The organism is Sphingomonas sp. UYP23, from assembly GCF_054059235.1.
The window spans coordinates 1,747,973-1,765,091 of record NZ_JBSSBX010000001.1; the positions used below are offsets into that span (position 1 = coordinate 1,747,973).

Annotated in this window: 18 protein-coding genes; 9 read left to right on the plus strand and 9 right to left on the minus strand. The window is 66.7% G+C overall.

What is annotated here, in order from left to right; genetic code table 11:
- Positions 1-2: 2 nt before the first annotated feature.
- The 6 genes from ACVWYO_RS08680 to coxB all read right to left on the minus strand — a co-directional run bounded on the left by ACVWYO_RS08680 (position 3) and on the right by coxB (position 5,473).
- The gene (locus ACVWYO_RS08680; protein ID WP_457349925.1) at positions 3-860 is read right to left on the minus strand and encodes a cytochrome c oxidase subunit 3; all 858 of its coding nucleotides are present in this window, start codon (positions 858-860) and stop codon (positions 3-5) included.
- A 45-nt stretch (positions 861-905) separates the two neighbouring features.
- Positions 906-1,445 (minus strand): cytochrome c oxidase assembly protein, encoded by a 540-nt coding sequence (locus ACVWYO_RS08685; protein ID WP_457349927.1) that lies wholly within the window; start codon positions 1,443-1,445, stop codon positions 906-908.
- Positions 1,445-1,606 (minus strand): hypothetical protein, encoded by a 162-nt coding sequence (locus ACVWYO_RS08690; protein WP_170208026.1) that lies wholly within the window; start codon positions 1,604-1,606, stop codon positions 1,445-1,447. The genes ACVWYO_RS08685 and ACVWYO_RS08690 overlap by 1 nt, the downstream gene beginning before the upstream one ends.
- Positions 1,603-2,511, minus strand: coding sequence for a heme o synthase (locus ACVWYO_RS08695; protein ID WP_457349930.1), 909 nt, complete (start codon positions 2,509-2,511; stop codon positions 1,603-1,605). Before ACVWYO_RS08695 ends, ACVWYO_RS08690 begins: the two co-directional genes overlap by 4 nt.
- A gap of 148 nt (positions 2,512-2,659) precedes the next feature.
- Positions 2,660-4,324 (minus strand): cytochrome c oxidase subunit I, encoded by a 1,665-nt coding sequence (gene ctaD, locus ACVWYO_RS08700; RefSeq protein WP_457349931.1) that lies wholly within the window; start codon positions 4,322-4,324, stop codon positions 2,660-2,662.
- Positions 4,325-4,327: 3 nt separating this feature from the next.
- On the minus strand, positions 4,328-5,473 hold the full coding sequence (gene coxB / locus ACVWYO_RS08705) for a cytochrome c oxidase subunit II (protein WP_457349933.1): 1,146 nt from the start codon (positions 5,471-5,473) through the stop codon (positions 4,328-4,330).
- Between the two features lie 188 nt (positions 5,474-5,661).
- Here coxB and pyrE point away from each other — a divergent pair, with 188 nt between their 5' ends.
- The 6 genes from pyrE to maiA all read left to right on the plus strand — a co-directional run bounded on the left by pyrE (position 5,662) and on the right by maiA (position 10,095).
- Positions 5,662-6,243, plus strand: coding sequence for an orotate phosphoribosyltransferase (gene pyrE, locus ACVWYO_RS08710; RefSeq protein ID WP_140850856.1), 582 nt, complete (start codon positions 5,662-5,664; stop codon positions 6,241-6,243).
- Positions 6,240-6,968 (plus strand): pyridoxine 5'-phosphate synthase, encoded by a 729-nt coding sequence (locus ACVWYO_RS08715; protein ID WP_457349936.1) that lies wholly within the window; start codon positions 6,240-6,242, stop codon positions 6,966-6,968. The genes pyrE and ACVWYO_RS08715 overlap by 4 nt, the downstream gene beginning before the upstream one ends.
- Positions 6,969-7,092: 124 nt before the next feature.
- Entirely contained in the window at positions 7,093-7,503 is a 411-nt protein-coding gene (gene acpS / locus ACVWYO_RS08720; protein ID WP_457349938.1) for a holo-ACP synthase, read from the plus strand.
- Positions 7,500-8,402 (plus strand): signal peptidase I, encoded by a 903-nt coding sequence (lepB, locus tag ACVWYO_RS08725; RefSeq protein WP_457349940.1) that lies wholly within the window; start codon positions 7,500-7,502, stop codon positions 8,400-8,402. The genes acpS and lepB overlap by 4 nt, the downstream gene beginning before the upstream one ends.
- Complete coding sequence (locus ACVWYO_RS08730; RefSeq protein WP_457349942.1) at positions 8,399-9,463, plus strand: AI-2E family transporter; 1,065 nt, start codon at positions 8,399-8,401, stop codon at positions 9,461-9,463. Before lepB ends, ACVWYO_RS08730 begins: the two co-directional genes overlap by 4 nt.
- On the plus strand, positions 9,460-10,095 hold the full coding sequence (gene maiA, locus ACVWYO_RS08735; protein WP_457349944.1) for a maleylacetoacetate isomerase: 636 nt from the start codon (positions 9,460-9,462) through the stop codon (positions 10,093-10,095). Before ACVWYO_RS08730 ends, maiA begins: the two co-directional genes overlap by 4 nt.
- Positions 10,096-10,116: 21 nt before the next feature.
- Here the strand turns inward: maiA and ACVWYO_RS08740 are convergent, their stop codons facing one another.
- Positions 10,117-11,220 carry a glycosyltransferase gene (locus ACVWYO_RS08740; RefSeq protein WP_457349946.1) on the minus strand — a complete coding sequence of 368 codons (1,104 nt, stop codon included), beginning with the start codon at positions 11,218-11,220 and terminating at the stop codon, positions 10,117-10,119.
- Positions 11,221-11,411: 191 nt separating this feature from the next.
- On the opposite strand from ACVWYO_RS08740, the gene ACVWYO_RS08745 reads away from it, so the two are divergent.
- From ACVWYO_RS08745 to ACVWYO_RS08755, 3 genes are read left to right on the plus strand one after another with little or no spacing between them, the layout of a single operon-like run.
- Positions 11,412-12,377 (plus strand): hypothetical protein, encoded by a 966-nt coding sequence (locus tag ACVWYO_RS08745; protein WP_457349948.1) that lies wholly within the window; start codon positions 11,412-11,414, stop codon positions 12,375-12,377.
- A gap of 2 nt (positions 12,378-12,379) precedes the next feature.
- Positions 12,380-12,904 (plus strand): DUF2141 domain-containing protein, encoded by a 525-nt coding sequence (locus ACVWYO_RS08750; protein ID WP_457349950.1) that lies wholly within the window; start codon positions 12,380-12,382, stop codon positions 12,902-12,904.
- Between the two features lie 7 nt (positions 12,905-12,911).
- On the plus strand, positions 12,912-14,114 hold the full coding sequence (locus ACVWYO_RS08755; protein ID WP_457349952.1) for a glycosyltransferase: 1,203 nt from the start codon (positions 12,912-12,914) through the stop codon (positions 14,112-14,114).
- On the opposite strand, the gene ACVWYO_RS08760 is transcribed toward ACVWYO_RS08755, so the two are convergent.
- Both ACVWYO_RS08760 and ACVWYO_RS08765 read right to left on the minus strand, forming a co-directional pair.
- On the minus strand, positions 14,099-15,565 hold the full coding sequence (locus ACVWYO_RS08760; RefSeq protein ID WP_457349954.1) for a hypothetical protein: 1,467 nt from the start codon (positions 15,563-15,565) through the stop codon (positions 14,099-14,101). The genes ACVWYO_RS08755 and ACVWYO_RS08760 overlap by 16 nt on opposite strands.
- Positions 15,566-15,630: 65 nt before the next feature.
- Entirely contained in the window at positions 15,631-17,061 is a 1,431-nt protein-coding gene (locus ACVWYO_RS08765) for a DUF2029 domain-containing protein (RefSeq protein ID WP_457349956.1), read from the minus strand.
- Positions 17,062-17,119 lie beyond the last annotated feature (58 nt).

The following is a 17,119-nucleotide window of genomic DNA, read 5'->3' on the forward strand; positions in this document are numbered from 1 at the left end:
GCTCACCCCGCGTGGACCGGTGCGCCCCAGCCACCCCAGACATAGATCGAGACGAACAGGAACAGCCACACCACGTCGACGAAGTGCCAGTACCAGGCGGCCGCCTCGAAGCCGAAATGCTGCTTGGGGGTGAAATCGCCGCGATAGACGCGGATCTGGCAGACGATCAGGAAGATCGTCCCGATCATCACGTGAAAGCCGTGGAACCCGGTCGCCATGAAGAACGAGGCGCCATAGTTGAGCCCCTTGAACGGGAACGGCGCGTCGGCATATTCGTACGCCTGAATGCAGCTGAAGATCAGCCCGAGCACGATCGTCGCCCACAGCCCCTTCTTGAGCCCGTCACGGTCGCCATGGATCAGCGCATGGTGCGCCCAGGTGATCGTCGTGCCGCTGGTCAGCAGAATCAGCGTATTGAGCAACGGGAAGCGGAAGGCGTTGATGACCTCGAGCCCCTTTGGCGGCCATGTGCCCGCCGTGTCGGTGACGACACTGACGGTTTTCGCAACCGAATCGTAGGCGATATGTGCGGGGAACAGCGAGAAATCGAAGAACGCCCAGAACCAGCCGACGAAGAACATCACTTCGGACGCGATGAACAAAATCATGCCATAGCGCAGGTGAAGCTGGACGACCGGCGTATGGTCGCCGGCATGCGCCTCGACGATGACCTGGCGCCACCAACCGTACATCACCGCGAGCACACCGGCCAATCCGGCGTAGAACACCAGACCGCCGCCGGCGGCAGAATGCATCCACATGATTCCGCCAGCCGCCATCACAAGCGCTGCCATCGATCCGGCGAACGGCCAGATGCTGGGCGGCAGGATATGGTAATCGTGGTTCTTCGCACCGGCCATGGGTTTTCCCTCTGCTCTGGTCTTATCTCGTCCCGTAACCCTGCTCTAGCCTTTGGCCTTCGCGGAATCCACCGGGTAAAACGTGTAGCTCAACGTGATCGTCTGGACGTCGCTTGCATCCGGGTCCTGCAGGATCTTGGGGTCGACGAAGAAGATCACCGGCATGCGCGCGGTCTCGCCGGGCTTCAATGTCTGCTGGGTGAAGCAGAAACACTGGATCTTGGTGAAATATTTGCCGGCCTGCGAGGGCGTCACGTTGAACGTCGCGGTGCCGGTGATCGGCTTGTCCGACGTGTTGGTCGCGGTGAAGAACGCCATGTCGCGCGCGCCGATATCGACCGTCTCGGACGGGTTTTCGGGCGCGAACTTCCACGGCATGTGCGGCGCGACATTGGTGTCGAAATCGATCCGGATCTGCTGGCTGACCGCGCCGGGCGCGCGCAGGGCGCGCTGCGTCGTGCCGTTGAGCCCGGTCGCCTGGCAGAACATGCGGTACAGCGGGATGCTCGCCCAGCCGAGGCCGGTCATGAAGCAGATCCCCAGGACGGCGAAGAGCGCGGTGCGAAGCTTGCCGTCGAGCACCATCAGTGGGGCATCCCCGCCTTGATCTTGGCAATGGTGATCGCGAAGACGAGGACGACGAACGCGCCGAGGATCACGCCGAGAACCGCTGCGCGCGTGCGCTGGCGCTTGCGGACCAGATCGGCGTGCGGGACCGAAAGGTCGGGTCGTGGGTCGGGTGTCATGCGGTCAGCCGATCGATGGCGAGAGTGGCGAAGATCGCGAGAATATAGCCGATCGAATAGACGAACAGGAACCGTTCGGCCTTCATCTCGGCAGGGGTCGCGGCGCGCTGGACGACGACCCAGGCGGTCAGGCCGAGGAAGATCGCCGAGGTGACCACGGCGACAATCCCGTAGGTCGCGCCTGCCAGTCCTAGCGCCCAGGGCGACACCGCCGCGGCGGCCATCAGCACGGCGTAGAACAGCATCTGCCAGCGCGTCGTGCGCGCGCTCGCCACGACGGGGAGCATCGGCACGCCGCCCTTGGCGTAATCGTCGCGGATCAGCAGCGCGAGCGCCCAGCTGTGCGGCGGCGTCCATAGGAAGATGATCGCGAACATCAGCAACGGCAGCGTCGAGATGCTGCCGGTCGCCGCGACCCAGCCGATCAGCGGTGGGAACGCGCCGGCGGCACCGCCGATCACGATATTCTGCGGCGTGCGGCGCTTGAGCCCGACGGTGTAGACCAGCACGTAGAACAGGATCGACGCGGCGAGCAGCGTCGCGGCAAGCAGCCCGATCGCCATCCCCATTAGCAGCACCGAGAACACGCCCAGGCCGACGCCGAACTGCAGCGCGGTTTCACGCTCCATCTTGCCCGCCGGCAGCGGACGGTTGGCGGTGCGCTTCATCAGCGCGTCGATGTCCGATTCATACCATTGGTTGAGCGCCCCCGCCGCGCCGGCCGCCATCGCGATGCACAGGATCGCGGTGAAGCCGAGCACGAAGGGGAGCTGCACCGGTGCTGCGAGCATCCCGCACAGCGCGGTGAAGACCACCGAGCGCATCACGCGCGGCTTGGTCAGCGCGAAGAAATCGCGCCAGTCGGCGGGAAGCGTGGCGGTGGGGGTAAGCGTGGTTACGGTCATTTCACTTCTTCCCCCCTCCCGCGTGCGGGAGGGGTCGGGGGAGGGCTTGTGGAGAAGGCCCCCACTGCCCTCCCCTAGCCCCTCCCGCAAGCGGGAGGGGAATAAGAAGCGCCCCTCTCCGCCCAAGCGGAAGAGGGGCGCGTCATGCTCAGTCGATCCGCGGCAGCGTCTCGAACTGGTGATACGGCGGCGGGCTCGACAGCGTCCATTCGAGCGTCGTCGCGCCGTCACCCCAGGGGCTGTCGCCAGCGGGCTTGCCCTTGGCGAGCGACCAGATGATGTTGACGAAGAACACGATCATCGACGCCGCCATGATCTTGTAGCCGAGCGTCGCCACCCAGTTCCAATGCGCCAGCGCGTCGGTGTAGTCGGGCACGCGGCGCTGCATGTTCTGCAGGCCGAGGAAGTGCATCGGGAAGAACAGCACGTTCACGCCGACGAAGAACACATAATAGTGAATCTGGCCGAGCGTCTCGTTGTACATCTTCCCCGACATTTTCGGGAACCAGTAATAGAAGCCGCAGAACAGCGAGAACACCGCACCCAGCGACAGCACGTAGTGGAAATGCGCCACCACGTAATAGCTGTCCTGCATGTAGTCATCGATGCCGCCATTGGCGAGCACGACGCCGGTCACACCACCGACGGTGAACATGAAGATGAAGCCGATCGCCCACAGCATCGGCGTCTTGAAGGTGAGCGAGCCGCCCCACATCGTCGCGATCCACGAGAAGATCTTGATGCCGGTCGGCACCGCGATCACCATCGTCGCCGCGGTGAAGTACATCTTGGTGTTCACGCTGAGGCCCGTCGTGAACATGTGGTGCGCCCACACGACGAAGCCGACCACGCCGATCGCGACCATCGCGTAGGCCATGCCGAGATAGCCGAAGACGGGCTTCTTCGAGAAGGTCGAGATCACCTGGCTGACGATGCCGAAGCCCGGCAGGATCATGATATAGACCTCGGGGTGGCCGAAGAACCAGAACAGATGCTGGTACAGGATCGGATCGCCGCCGCCGGCCGGATCGAAGAAGGTCGTGCCGAAGTTGCGATCGGTCAGCAGCATGGTGATCGCCGCGGCGAGCACCGGCAGTGCCAGCAGCAGCAGGAAGGCGGTCACGAGCACCGACCACACGAACAGCGGCATCTTGTGCAGCGTCATGCCTGGCGCGCGCATGTTGAAGATGGTGGTGATGAAGTTGATCGCGCCGAGGATCGAAGAGGCGCCCGCGAGATGGAGCGACAGGATCGCCATGTCGGTCGACGGCCCCGGCTCCCCGTACGTCGAGAGCGGTGCGTAGAGCGTCCAGCCGTTACCCGCGCCACCCAAGAAGGGCGATGCCAGCAGCAGCGTGAAGCTTGGGATCAGCAGCCAGAACGAGATGTTGTTCATCCGCGGGAAGGCCATGTCGGGCGCGCCGATCATGATCGGCACGAACCAGTTGCCGAAACCCCCGATCATCGCCGGCATCACCATGAAGAACACCATGATCAGGCCGTGCGCGGTGATCAGCACGTTCCACAGATGGAGCGAATGATCGAGCCCCTGCTCGCCACCGGGCAGGAAGCTCGCCCAATAGCCGAGATACTGGATGCCCGGCTCGGCGAGCTCGGCGCGCATCAGCCCCGAAATCGCGCCGCCGATGATCCCCGCGGTGATCGCGAAGATCAGGTACAGCGTCCCGATGTCCTTGTGGTTGGTCGACATGAACCAGCGCGCGAAGAACGACATCTGGTGGTCGTCATGCGCGTGCGCATCCGAGTGCGGATGCGCGTCGAATGCGTGGCCGGTGAGAGCGGAGTCGGTCATGGCTTATTGTCCAACTGTGCCGGCGCCGGCGGCATTGGCCGTCGCGCTCGTGTTTCTGACAGGTCCGGTGGCTGCGCCGTCGGCGACCGGGCCGGTGACGTTCGCAGTGACGTCGGCCGCAGGCTCGGCGGCGGCGGGCGCTGCTGCCGCACCCGGCATCGTGCCGCCCTTGGCCTTGACCCACTGCGCGTAGACCGCCGGAGTCACCGCCTCGACCGTGATCGGCATATAGCCGTGGCGCGCGCCGCACAGTTCGGAGCAGACGCCGAAATAGACGCCGGGCTTGTCGATCGTGAAGCTCGTCTCGTTCAGACGCCCCGGAACGGCATCGAGCTTGATCCAGAACGCCGGGATCTCCCAGCTGTGGATCACGTCGTTCGACGTGGTGATCAGCCGGATCGGCACGCCGACCGGGAGCACGACGCGATTGTCGGTCGCGAGCAGCCGCGGCCCGTCGATCGCCTGGCGCGCACGCTCGCCCTTGCCGACTTCACCGGCTTCCTTGAGCATGTTCGAGGTGATCTCGAACCCGCCATTGTCGGGATATTGATACGACCAATACCATTGGTTGCCGATCGCCTTGAGCGTCACTGCGGTCTTGGGCGCGGGCTTGTACTGCGCCTGCAGCAGCCCGATCGAGGGGAGCGCGAGGCCAAGCAAGATCAGCACGGGCAGGCCGGTCCACAGCACTTCGAGGATCGTGTTGTGCGAGGTCTTCGACGCGACCGGATTGTTGGCCTTGCGATAGCGGATGACGACCCAGACCAGCAGCAGCAGCACGAAAATGGTAATGATGGTGATCGTCGGCACGAGCAGCCAATTGTGGAACCACAAGGCCTGCTTGCCGTTCGGCGTGACCTGCGGCTGGATCGTGATCAGGCCATCGACCGGCTGCCCGACCTTGGGGTCGATCGCCATCGCCGGCGCACCGTCGACGGCGAGCATCGGGTCGGTCGAGACGGCAGCGGGTGCAGCAACTGCGGCGGGGGCAGCTTGCACCGCGGCGGGCGAGGCGGCGACGGGCGCGCCTTCGACGGGTTTGGCGACAGGCGCGATCGGGGCCGGTTGCGGCGCAGCGTCAGCCGCTCCGATGCTCAGCATCGCGAGGCTTGCCGCCAGCACGATCGATTTGATCCCGATCCTACGCATCGTCTGCTTCTACCCTCTGCAGCGCCGCTTTTACGGCATTATCAAGACGGGGATACGCCTCTATACCTTGGCGTATAGCAGGCTATGCCCCGGCCTCAACCCGCGGCGACGCCTTTTTTGGCGCAATCGTTGCGTCGGCGGGCGGGCAACCCTAATCAGGCCGCTCTTCCCTTCAGGACGGACCTTGCATGACCGACGCCGATGTTCTCGCCGAATTCCGCGCCGCCGAGGCCCTGCTGGAGGGGCACTTCATTCTGTCGTCGGGGCTGCGCAGCGGCCGTTATCTGCAATGCGCCCGCGTCCTGATGGATCCGGCGCGCGGCGCGCGGCTGGCCGAAGCGCTCGTTGCACGCCTTCCCGCCGAGCTGCGCGCGAGCATTGCCGCAGTAATCTCGCCGGCGATGGGCGGCGTGATCGCGGGGCATGAGATGGGCCGCGCACTCGGTGTGCCGGCGATGTTCCTCGAACGCCCCGAGGGCGTGTTCGAGCTGCGCCGCGGTTTTCGCATCGAACCCGGCACCAAGGTGCTGATGATGGAGGACGTCGTCACCACTGGCCTGTCGTCGCGCGAGGCGATCGCCGCGATCGCGCGCGCCGGCGGCGAGACCGTCGCCGCAGCGGCGCTGGTCGACCGCTCGAGCGGGACCGCCGAACTCGGCGTGCCGTTCTTCCCGCTGATCCGGCTCGACGTGCCGACCTATGCCGCCGATGCGCTGCCGCCCGAACTCGCGGCCATCCCCGCCATCAAGCCCGGGAGCCGCGCGGCATGAGCCGCGAGCTGCGCCTCGGCGTCAATATCGACCATGTCGCGACGGTGCGAAACGCGCGCGGCGCGGGCTATCCCGATCCGGTGCGTGCGGCGTTGCTCGCGGCCGAGGCCGGCGCCGACGGCATCACCGCGCATCTGCGCGAAGATCGTCGGCACATCACCGACGACGATATCGCCCGGCTGTCGGAGCAATTGTCGATCCCGCTCAATCTCGAAATGGCAGCGACCGACGAGATGCTCGCGATCGCGCTGCGCCACACGCCGCATGCCGCATGCATCGTCCCCGAAAAGCGCGAGGAAGTGACGACCGAGGGGGGACTCGACGCCGCTGGGCGCTTCGACCGGCTCGCACCGCTGGTCGGCGCCTTGCGCGACGCCGGGATCCGCGTCTCGCTGTTCATCGAACCCGATGCACGCCAGATCGACGCCGCGATCCGGCTCGGCGCGCCAGTGATCGAACTCCATACCGGCCGCTATTGCGACCTGGCGGGCGAAGCGCAGACCGCCGAGCTGCGGCGCCTGGCCGATGCGGCAGCGCTGGCGGCGAAGAACGGCGTCGAAGTGCATGCCGGGCACGGCCTGACCTATGCCAATGTTGCGCCGATCGCGGCGATCCCGCAGGTACGCGAATTGAATATCGGGCATTTCCTGGTGGGCGAGGCGCTGTTCGTCGGGCTCGACGAAGCGGTGCGCCAGATGCGCGCGGCGATGGACGCGGCGCGGTGAGGCTTGCGATACCTGCTCCCCTCCCGCTTGCGGGAGGGGCTGGGGATGGGCCTGTGCCTGCAGACGTCGCGCTGGAGGCACGCCCCTCCCCTAACCTCTCCCGCAAGCGGGAGGGGAATGCGCTATGATCATCGGCATCGGCTCTGACCTGTGCAATATCGAGCGGATCCAGGCCTCGCTCGACCGCTTCGGCGCGCGCTTCGAAAATCGCGTGTTCACCCCGCTCGAACAGGCCAAGGCCGCGCGTCGCCCCTTCACCAAGGCCGGCACGCTCGCCAAGCGCTTTGCCGCCAAGGAAGCTTTTTCGAAAGCCGTCGGTACCGGATTCAAGGCTGGCGTGTTCATGCGGGACATCGGCGTCGTCAACGCGCCCTTGGGTGCGCCGACGCTGGCGCTGAGCGGGGGGGCACAGGCGAGGCTTGACGCAATCACGCCCGACGGCCACGTCGCGATGCTACATTTGACGATGACCGACGATCACCCCTGGGCGCAGGCCTTCGTGATCATCGAGGCGGTCATGAAGGATAGCGTATGAGTGAGGATGTGGCCCTGCGGACGCAAGAGACTACGGAGCCCGTCCCGAACGAGCCCGCGACGCACCCCAAAAAGGCGCGGACCGATTGGGCTGGCGAAGTGCGCGGCATCTTCTGGCTGATCCTCGCCGTGCTCGGCTTCCACACCTTCATCGCCAAGCCTTTCTACATTCCGTCGGAATCGATGCTGCCGGGGCTGCTCGTCGGCGATCAGCTCGTGGTGAGCAAATTCCCGTACGGCTGGTCGTTCGTCTCGCCGACGTTCCATCTGCTGCCGTTCATCCACGGCCGCCTGTTTGGACATCTGCCCGAGCGCGGCGACGTCGTGATCGTCACGCCCCCCGGCACCGAGACCGATTACATCAAGCGGCTGATCGGCCTGCCCGGCGACCGGCTCGAAGTGCGCGACGGCACTGTCATCCTCAACGGCGTGCCGGTGAAGCGCGGCCCGCTGCATTATGTCGACATCCCCAATTACGGCGGCGTCCAGCTCCCCGCACCCGAACGCGCGACCTGCGATCTCGGCGACGACGCGCTGCGCACCGGCCCCGACGGCAAGACCGTCTGCCACGTTCCTGTCATCACCGAGACGCTGCCCAACGGGCGGCATTACGATACGGTCGAGCTCGGGCCGTCGATCGGCGACAACTACAAGGAAGTGACGATCCCGGCGGGCCACGTCTTCCTGATGGGCGACAATCGCGATCGCAGCGCCGACAGCCGCTTCAGTCTCGCCGAACAGGGCCTGGGCGGCCCGGTGCCGTGGGAATATCTTGGCGGTCGAGCTGAATTCATCACCTTCTCGAAGACCGGCTTGGGCAGCTGGAACCCGCTGACATGGGGCCAGTCGTTCCGCGGCGGCCGTGCCGGCACCTCCTTGCATGCGGCGCGGACCCAGTGAGCGACGCCCCCGCCCAACCCGCGATCGTCACCGAGCCCGCGCCCAACGAACTGCGCGATCCTTTCGTGCGGCAGGAATTGAAGCGCGCGACGGTCTGGCTCGGCCTGGCCGGCGCGATCGCGCTTGTCGTTTTGCTTGTGCAGCCGCTGCTGATCATCTTCGGCGGACTGGTCTTCGCCTCGATGCTCGACGGCGGGGTGCGGCTGCTTGGGCGCGTGCTGCCGATCGGGCGGGCATGGCGGCTGGCGATCGTGGTCATCCTGACCGTGCTGTTCATCGCAGTCGTCTGCTACCTGACCGGCGCCGGAATCACGCAACAGTTCGAGCAACTGCGCACCACGCTGATGACGCAGGCGACCAAGCTGATCACCTGGGCGTCGCAAAAGGGGATCATGCCGGGCAAGGCCGATCTCAACGGCATCATGCAGCAGGCGCTCGGCTCGTTCGGCAAGCTCACCTCGTATCTCGGCATCGCGTTCGGCGCGCTTGCGAGCCTCATCATGGTGCTCGTGATCGGCCTGTTCATCGCGATGGAGCCGCGGCTCTACGAAGGCGGGCTGCAGTGGATGGTGCCGAGCGACCAGCGCAAGCGCTTCTCGGGCACGATTGAGCAGATGGCGACGACGATGCGTCGGCTGCTCGCCGGGCGGCTGTTCGGCATGGCGATCGAGGGCGTGATGACGGGCATCGCGCTGGCCATCGCAGGCGTGCCGATGGCGCTAGTACTCGGCATCATCACCGGCATCCTCGCCTTCATCCCCAATATCGGCGCGATCACCAGCGGCATCATCATGATCTCGGTCGGCTTCAGCGCGGGGATGAACACGGGGCTCGCCGCGATCGGCATCTATATCTTCATCCAGGGGCTCGACGGCTATGTCGTCATCCCGATGGTCGCCAAGCGTACCGTCGATCTCCCCCCCGCGCTGACGCTGTCGATGCAGATCCTCGCCGGCACGCTGTTCGGCATTATCGGTCTGACGCTCGCCGACCCGATGACCGCGATGATCAAGGTCGCGCTCGAGCGCAGCTCTGAGGCGGAGGGGGACGCCGAGGCATGATCCTCTACGATTACTGGCGCTCCTCGGCGGCGTATCGCGTGCGGATCGCGCTCAATCTCAAGGGGATCGTCTATGAAAGCGTAGCGATCGATCTGGTGCAGGGCGCGCAGCACGCGCCCGAGTATGTCGCGCGCAACCCGCAAGGGCTGCTGCCCGCGCTCGACCTCGGCGACACGGTATTGACGCAGAGCCTCGCGATCATCGTCTATCTCGACGCGGCGCATCCAGCACCCGCTTTGCTCCCGCACGATCCGGTCGCCCAAGCGCAGGCGATGGCGCAGGCGCTGGTGATCGCCGCCGATATCCACCCGATCGACAATCTGCGCGTGCTCAACCATCTGACCACGCAATTCGGCGCCGACCAGGCTGCGCGCGAAGATTGGTACAGGCATTGGATCGTCGAGGGGCTGACCGCGCTCGAGGCGATGACCGTCGCGCTGCCGGGCCCGTTTCTCGGAGGCAAGGCGCCCAACATCGCCGACATCTGCCTCGTGCCGCAGCTCTACAATGCGCGTCGATTCTCAGTGCCGCTCGACGCCTGGCCGCGTCTGGTCGCCGCGGATACCGCCGCGGCAGCCCTTCCGGCGTTCGCCGCCGCGCATCCCGATCGCGTCAAACCCGGCGCGGCATAGCCCCGCCTCGGCGATCGCGCGTCACGCCACCATCGCGAAACGCCGCTCGAGCACGACCTCGTCGAACAGATCGAGATACGCCGCGGCCGCATCCTCGCCCGGCTGCGGCACGGGCCGCGGGCGCGTGCGGCCGGGGGCAAGCCAATGGTCGAGCGCCGCGACCAATCCGCCCGCATCGCCGGGCGTGACGATCGAACCGAGCGCCGGCCGCGTGATGATCTCGCGCACGGCGACGCTTGAATCGGTGCTGATCACCGGCGTCCCGACCGCGAGCGACTCGCGCAGCACGCCGGGCACGCCTTCGAAATCGGAAACCAACGCCAACGCCGCCGCACGCGCGATCACCGGCGTCGGATCGGCGACATGCCCCGGCAACGACACGCGCCCGCCAAGACCCAAAGCGGCGATCTGCGCCTCGAGCGCCGCACGCTCGGCGCCCTCGCCCAGAATCATCAGCGCGATATCGCGATCGGCGATGCGGTCGAACGCATCGATAAGCCGGTCCCAGCGCTTTTGCGGCGCAAGTCGCCCGACGCCGAGCAGAAACCGCCCGGCCGGCATGTCGGGCAGCGGGGCGTTGCGCATCGCGCGAACCGGCGGATTGGGAATGACGCTCAGCATCGCCCGACTCGCGCCCATTTCGGTGCGGGCTTCGTCGGCCATCGCCGGGCTCATCGCGACGAGCCGATCGACGAATCTCGGATGACAGCGCAGCCAGCGCCGATACGCCATCGCAAAGGCGGGGCCGTGGTCGCGCCGGACCAGCGCGTTCGAGATCTTCGCGACGATCGGCGGGCACGCGCGTCCGAGCCGCAGCTTCGTCCATGCGGCGAGCGCGGAATAATGATTGCCGGGGCAGAACAGGATGTCGGGCGCGATCTCGTGCGTCAGCGTGGCAAGCCCGCCCATGCCGATCATCGAGGTCCGGCCGAGCAGTCGCGTCTCGACTCCATCGGGCAATTCACGCGCGAGCGGCCCGGCGGCATCGCCGATCACCAGCGTCACGCGCCGGCCGAGATCGCTCCAGCCGCGGACGAGGCGGAGCAACGCCTTCTCCACGCCGCCACCCTCAAGCGTCTGAGCGAAGGCGAGAATGTGCGCAGCGGGAGGGCGGGGGCTCAGCATGGAGGCATGCTAACGTGCGTTTGTGGCAAAAGTTTCCCAGACGCGCGGTCGAGCTGCGATGTCGTGCAGGCATTTTGCGGCGACCCGCTCAGCGGCGCCGAAATTGCCGCGCCACACTTCTGCCGTTAAGCCGCGCCAATGGACCGCCTCGACCGGCTTGAACCAGCGGACAAACGCGCCACGTGACACAGATGAAGACCGGCCCCGGGATCGGCGCTGCGACCCCCGGGTCGGGAGCCTACGCCCCTTTGCCCCCCCTGCCGGGATTGACCGGCACTGCTGACCTTGCCGGATTGGAGCCGATGGCGCCGCTCAAGCGCCGCTGGCCGTCCTATCTCGGCGCCGCGGTCACGGTGGTGATGATCGTCTGGCTCGTGCTCAAGCTGCGCGGGCTCGGCGTCGACAATCTGCTGGCGGCGCTGCCGACCAATCCACTTTTCTACGTCTTTTTCGCCTTGCTCTATATCGCCCCCGTCACGGGTGACTTCATCATCTTCCGGCGGCTGTGGGGGATTCCGGCCGCGGGGTTCGTCGCGCTGATCAAGAAGCGAATCGCCAACGACATCCTCAATTATTCGGGCGAGGCGTATTTCTACGCCTGGGCGCGGCAACGCTCGTCGATGGTGGCGGCCCCCTTTGGGGCGGTAAAGGATGTCAGCATCCTCTCGGCGATCGCGGGCAATATGGTCACGCTTGCGATGATCGCGGTCGCCATGCCGCTCGGCATCGGGCTGCTGACGCCGCACGGACTGCACAATGCGATCTGGTCGGTGGTCGCGGTGTTCGCGATGTCGCTGCCGTTCCTGATCTTTTCCAAGCGCGTCTTCTCGCTGCCGCGGGCGACATTGTGGTGGATCTTCGGGATCCATTGCCTGCGGCTGATCGCGGGCTGCGTGCTGATCGCCTTCGCATGGCATTACGGCCTGCCAACGGTCACGCTCGGCATGTGGCTGCTGCTGTCGGCCGCGCGGATGATCGTCGGGCGGCTGCCGCTTGTGCCGAACAAGGACCTTCTTTTCGCCACCTTCGCCACCTTATTGATCGGGCAGGATGCCGAACTGTCGGTGCTGATTGCGGTGACCGCGGCGTTGCCCCTGCTCGTCCATGTCGTGCTGGTCGCGATCTTCGGGCTGGTCGGCCTGGTGAGGAAGAATTGAAGATGCGCAAGATTCTGGCTGCGGTGGCAGCGCTGCTCGCGGCGACAGGGCTTCCTGCGGCGACACAGGCGGCACAGGTCCTTGGCAGCGATGCCTCGGCGTGCAGCACCGGCGGCCCGGCGATCCGCGTCAACGTCGAAGGGTTGAAGGACCGCACGGGCGAACTGAAGCTCGAACTCTATCCCGCGACCGAGGCCGATTTCCTCAAGGACGATCGCGACCTGATCAAAGAAGGCAAGTTCTTCCGCCGCGTCCGCCTGCCCACGCCGCAAACCGGCCAGATCAGCCTGTGCATTCGCGTACCGACCCCCGGGCCCTATGCGCTGCTCTTCACGCACAATCGCGACGGCAAGAACAAGTTCAACTTCTGGGCCGACGGCGCGGGTTTTGCCAGCAACGTCAAGCTCGGGCGTACGCGCCCCAATCTCGACATGGCGCGGATCGAAGTGCCCGAGGGGGTTGTGACGACGACCATTCATGCCCAATATCTACGCGGGCTCGGGGGTTTCGGCCCGATCGGGAGCTGACCCTGCGATGCGTATCGTCGACGTCAACGAATTCTACTCGCCGACGGGTGGCGGGGTGCGCACCTATATCGATCGCAAGATGGGGATCATGTCCGACCTCGGGCATGAACTGATCGTGCTTGCGCCCGGCCGCGAAAATGCGGTCGAGGAACGCCCAGGCGGCGGTAAGGTGATCTGGATCCAGACCGGGCATTTGCCGCTCGACCAGAATTACGGGCTGTTCTGGGACGCCGCGCCGATCCTGCGCTGGCTCGACGAGCTTCAGCCCGACGTCGTCGAGACCTCGTCGCCGTGGCGCCTGCCGTGGGTGATCGGCAAGTGGCAGCCGAAATATCCCGGGGGCGCGGTCAAGGCGTTCTTCATGCACAACGACAATATGGCGGCCTATGCGCTGCGTTGGTTCGAGGGGATGGCGCCGCAGGAGCGGCTCGAACAGGCGTTCGATTGGTACAGCCGCTACATGTCGCGCTTTCTCAAGCATTTCGATGCGGTCGTCACCAACGGGCCGGCGCTCGAGAAGCGGCTCAAGGGTCGCGGGGTGCAGATCGACGCATCGATGCCGCTCGGCATCGAGCGCGGCCATTTCTCGCCCGATCTGCGCGACGACCGGCTGCGCGCGGCGCTGCTCGCGCAGTGCGACCTGCCGCCGAACGGGCATTTGCTGCTCGGGCTCGGGCGACATCATCCCGAGAAGCGCTGGCGCCTCGTGATCGACGCGGTCGAGCGGGCCGGATCGGAGCTGCCGGTCGGGCTGATCCTGCTCGGCAACGGCGTCGAAAGCCGCCAGATCGAGGCGCGGATCGCCGGATCCCCGCACATCCGCATGTTCCGACCGGTCTATGATCGCGAGCGGCTCGCGCGGATCGTCGCAAGCTGCGACGCGCTGATCCATGGGTCTGAGGCCGAGCCGTTCGGACTCGTCGCGTCGGAGGCGATGGCCGGCGGCCTGCCGCTGATCGTGCCCGACACCGGCGGCTGCGCCGAAGTGGCGGATCCCTATGCGTCCGAATTCTACACCGCGCGCGATGCACAGAGCGCGGCGATGGCGATCCACCGGCTGTTCGCGCGCGACCAGCGCGTGCTGCGCCGCGCGGCGCTCGTCGCCGCGACCAAGGTGCGCAGCGACCGCGACCATGCGGTCGATTTGATGGCCTATTATCAGGGGCTGGTCGACGCCAAGCGCGCGCTTCCGCTTCAGCGCAGCGCGTAAACCGCGATCCGGTTGACGCCGAGCGGCAGGTCGGCGCGCTGGCGATAGCGCGCGGCAACGACGTGCTCGAACAGCGCGCGGAGCTCGGCGCGTTCCCCCCGATAGGGCGCGCCGAGCACGACGATCGCCGGCCGCAGCGCGAGGATCCGTTCGAGTTCGCTCTGTTGGTCCGCGCCGATCGCGCCGTGCTCGCGCGCCTGTCCGATATGGCGCGGGAAGCGGTAGCGCGTCAGCACGCAGCGATCCGCCATCGGATAGAGCATCGGCGATCCCGAGAAGACATAGAGACACCCCGGACCGTGTCCGATCGAACGCGTGATCGCAGCGAATTGCGCTGGCGTCCCGCGCTCGTGCCGCTTGACCAGCAGGACGACCTGCGACGCGAGCAGGACGACGATCAGCATTGGCGCACGAACCCGGATCGCGCGGTAATGCTCAGCGAAGAACCCTCCTGCGCAAACGCACAGCGGCACCAGCAGCGGCAAGGTATAATGGTCGAAATAGCCGCGGAACACCAGCACGCCGAGCGCAGCGACGATCGCCCAGCCGAACAGCCAGCGCCGCAGCGGCCGCCGCGTGGCGTCGCTGGCCGGGCAGCGCGCGGCGAGGATCGTTATCGCGATCAGCGGGGAAAGGATCAGCAGCATTAGCGCGAGGTTGCCGAGCTCGTGCGTTATCGGATCGCCGCCGCGCGCGCCGACCGAGGCGAAATTGGCATAGACGAAGGCGTCGCCATGCCCGAGCGCCCAGAACCACGCCAACGCCGCAAGCGTCGGGAGCGCGGCGAGCCCGGCGAGCGGGACCGCCAGCAGCGCTACGCGCCACCAGCGCTGGCCAAGCCGCCGTTCGCGTACCATCCACCACAGGCCGAAGAACAGCCCTTCGAACACCACGGTATATTTGACCTGCAGCGCCAGCCCGACCAGGGTGAGCGCGGCGCCCCCCTGCACGAAGCGGCGCCTCGCATGCGCGGCATCGTCGCCCCGCGGGGCGAGCAGGCTTGCCGCGCCGACCATCAGCAGATTGTAGAAGACCGGGGTCTGCCCGCCCTCTCCCTCGAGCAGGTTGAGCCACAGGAGATAGGCGATCGCAGCGGGCAGCGCGCCCTTGGCCCAGCCAGCGCGATCCGCCAGCCGCGCGATCAGCGTCGCTGTCGCGGTAACGCTCGCCAGCGCCACCGCCTGATACGCCCAGATGCCCAGTGGAAGCCCCAGGGCGGCCGCTGGCACATAGAGCAGGAACAGCCCGACCGGCTTGCGGTCCCACACATCGACATAGGGGATCGCGCCGTGCACGATCGCGTGCGCCGTTGCGAGATAGAATTCTTCGTCGACATGGAGGATCGGGTTGCCGAAGGTCAGCGCCCTGACGAACACGGCGACCGCGAACAGCATGACCCAGCGCGGCATGTGGATGGCGAACCGGAACGTGAAAGCGGCGAGATCCGGCACGCTCTCGGGCTAACGGGGCATTCGGGCGAAACGAGGGCCCGAATGTTGTCAAATGTTATCGAATGTTATTGAACGTAAAGACGAAAGCGCACGCTATCGATCGGCACCGCGCGGTAATGCCGCGCGCGCGCCCACTGCTCGAGCCGCGCATCGAGCGTGGGATCGCCGCTGCTCCATCCCCCTTCGCCGCCGACCAGGACCGCCGCGGGCGGTGATCGGTCGAGCGCGGCGAGGCGATCCGCCGAGACGAGCTTCAGCGCGGCCTCGCGGTCTGCGGGAAGCAGCGCGTGGCTCCGGAAATAGAAGGGACCCGTCGCAAAACGGCAATCGGGCAGCGCGTGCGTCGCGCCGAGGAACTGCGGTGAGAGCGTCGCGACGCCATCGCTCACGCCAGCTCGAGAGAGCGCAACCCCGATCGCGCGCCCCTCGCTGAGCGCCGTCGGCAACGAAGTCGCGCCGCGCGACTGTGTCACCGCAATCAACGTCGGCGCGATCCCGGCCCCGAGCGTCACCGCGAACAGCACCCGCATCCAGCGCGCAGGGCGCGCCCGCTGCCATTCGAGCGCGAGCAGCACGAACAGCGGCGGCAGCGCCGGCAGCAGATATTGCCGCCATGTCGGCAGCGGCAGCAGTGCGGCGACCAGCCCCGCAATCAGCAAGATCTCGAGCACGCCCGGACGCCGCAGCCGCCTGTGGATGACGACCAGCGCCAGCAGGGCCGGCCCCAGCGCGAGGAATTTGAGCGTGTCGATCGCCTTGCCGAGCAGCGAGAGCTTCCACGGCCGATCGGCGTAAAATTCGGCGGGCGCGACCGCCGGAAAGGTGATCGTCCCGAACATGAACGCGTTGGGTGCGAGCGCCCAAATCCACGCCACCAGCCCCGCCACCGGCAAAGCTCCGACCATCACCGATAGCGGTCGATGCCGCCGGTCGCACAGCGCGTAGCCGCCATAGGCAGCGGCCGGGAGTGCGTAGGACAGCTTCGCCGCTGCCGCCGCCGCGAGCAGCACCCCGACCAACATCGCCGACGACCGCGTCGCCTCGCCACGCTGCGCCCGCACGATCGGAATCAAGGCGGCGGCGAGCAAGGCGGCCGGCAACGCATCGTTGCGCGCGGTCGAAATGCTGAACAGCAGGATGTCGCACGCGCCAAGCGACGCTGCCGCCAACAGCGCGGCGCCCGCGCCCGCGCCCGCCCCCGCCCCCGCCTCGCGCGCCGCACGCCAGACGCAACCGAGGATGCATGCACCGAGGACCGCATTGGCCAGCCTCAGGGCGAGCCACGCATGCCACCCCGCCACCCAGGCGATCGGCGCGAAGAGCAGCGGCTGGAGCGGCGTCTGGAGATAAGGATAGTCGCGATACGGCAGTTCGCCATGTGCGCTGAGCAGAGCCGCCGCGACATATTGGCTTTCGTCATGGTCGATCGGGTGGAGCAGGGCGAGCGCCCCGAACACCATTAGTGCGACCGCCAGCCAGCGCCACGGCAGTGCCATCGGTTCTGTCGTGGAACGCCCCATCGGCGCCCCATACGCCGCGGCATTGCCGCTGTCA

Excerpts from the sequence above, each read along its gene's own strand:
- ACVWYO_RS08680 (WP_457349925.1), bottom strand. The coding sequence starts at position 860 with ATGGCCGGTGCGAAGAACCACGATTACCATATCCTGCCGCCCAGCATC.
- ACVWYO_RS08685 (WP_457349927.1), bottom strand. The coding sequence starts at position 1,445 with ATGGTGCTCGACGGCAAGCTTCGCACCGCGCTCTTCGCCGTCCTGGGG.
- ACVWYO_RS08690 (WP_170208026.1), bottom strand. The coding sequence starts at position 1,606 with ATGACACCCGACCCACGACCCGACCTTTCGGTCCCGCACGCCGATCTG.
- ACVWYO_RS08695 (WP_457349930.1), bottom strand. The coding sequence starts at position 2,511 with ATGACCGTAACCACGCTTACCCCCACCGCCACGCTTCCCGCCGACTGG.
- ctaD (WP_457349931.1), bottom strand. The coding sequence starts at position 4,324 with ATGACCGACTCCGCTCTCACCGGCCACGCATTCGACGCGCATCCGCAC.
- coxB (WP_457349933.1), bottom strand. The coding sequence starts at position 5,473 with ATGCGTAGGATCGGGATCAAATCGATCGTGCTGGCGGCAAGCCTCGCG.
- pyrE (WP_140850856.1), top strand. The coding sequence starts at position 5,662 with ATGACCGACGCCGATGTTCTCGCCGAATTCCGCGCCGCCGAGGCCCTG.
- ACVWYO_RS08715 (WP_457349936.1), top strand. The coding sequence starts at position 6,240 with ATGAGCCGCGAGCTGCGCCTCGGCGTCAATATCGACCATGTCGCGACG.
- acpS (WP_457349938.1), top strand. The coding sequence starts at position 7,093 with ATGATCATCGGCATCGGCTCTGACCTGTGCAATATCGAGCGGATCCAG.
- lepB (WP_457349940.1), top strand. The coding sequence starts at position 7,500 with ATGAGTGAGGATGTGGCCCTGCGGACGCAAGAGACTACGGAGCCCGTC.
- maiA (WP_457349944.1), top strand. The coding sequence starts at position 9,460 with ATGATCCTCTACGATTACTGGCGCTCCTCGGCGGCGTATCGCGTGCGG.
- ACVWYO_RS08740 (WP_457349946.1), bottom strand. The coding sequence starts at position 11,220 with ATGCTGAGCCCCCGCCCTCCCGCTGCGCACATTCTCGCCTTCGCTCAG.
- ACVWYO_RS08745 (WP_457349948.1), top strand. The coding sequence starts at position 11,412 with ATGAAGACCGGCCCCGGGATCGGCGCTGCGACCCCCGGGTCGGGAGCC.
- ACVWYO_RS08750 (WP_457349950.1), top strand. The coding sequence starts at position 12,380 with ATGCGCAAGATTCTGGCTGCGGTGGCAGCGCTGCTCGCGGCGACAGGG.
- ACVWYO_RS08755 (WP_457349952.1), top strand. The coding sequence starts at position 12,912 with ATGCGTATCGTCGACGTCAACGAATTCTACTCGCCGACGGGTGGCGGG.
- ACVWYO_RS08765 (WP_457349956.1), bottom strand. The coding sequence starts at position 17,061 with ATGGCACTGCCGTGGCGCTGGCTGGCGGTCGCACTAATGGTGTTCGGG.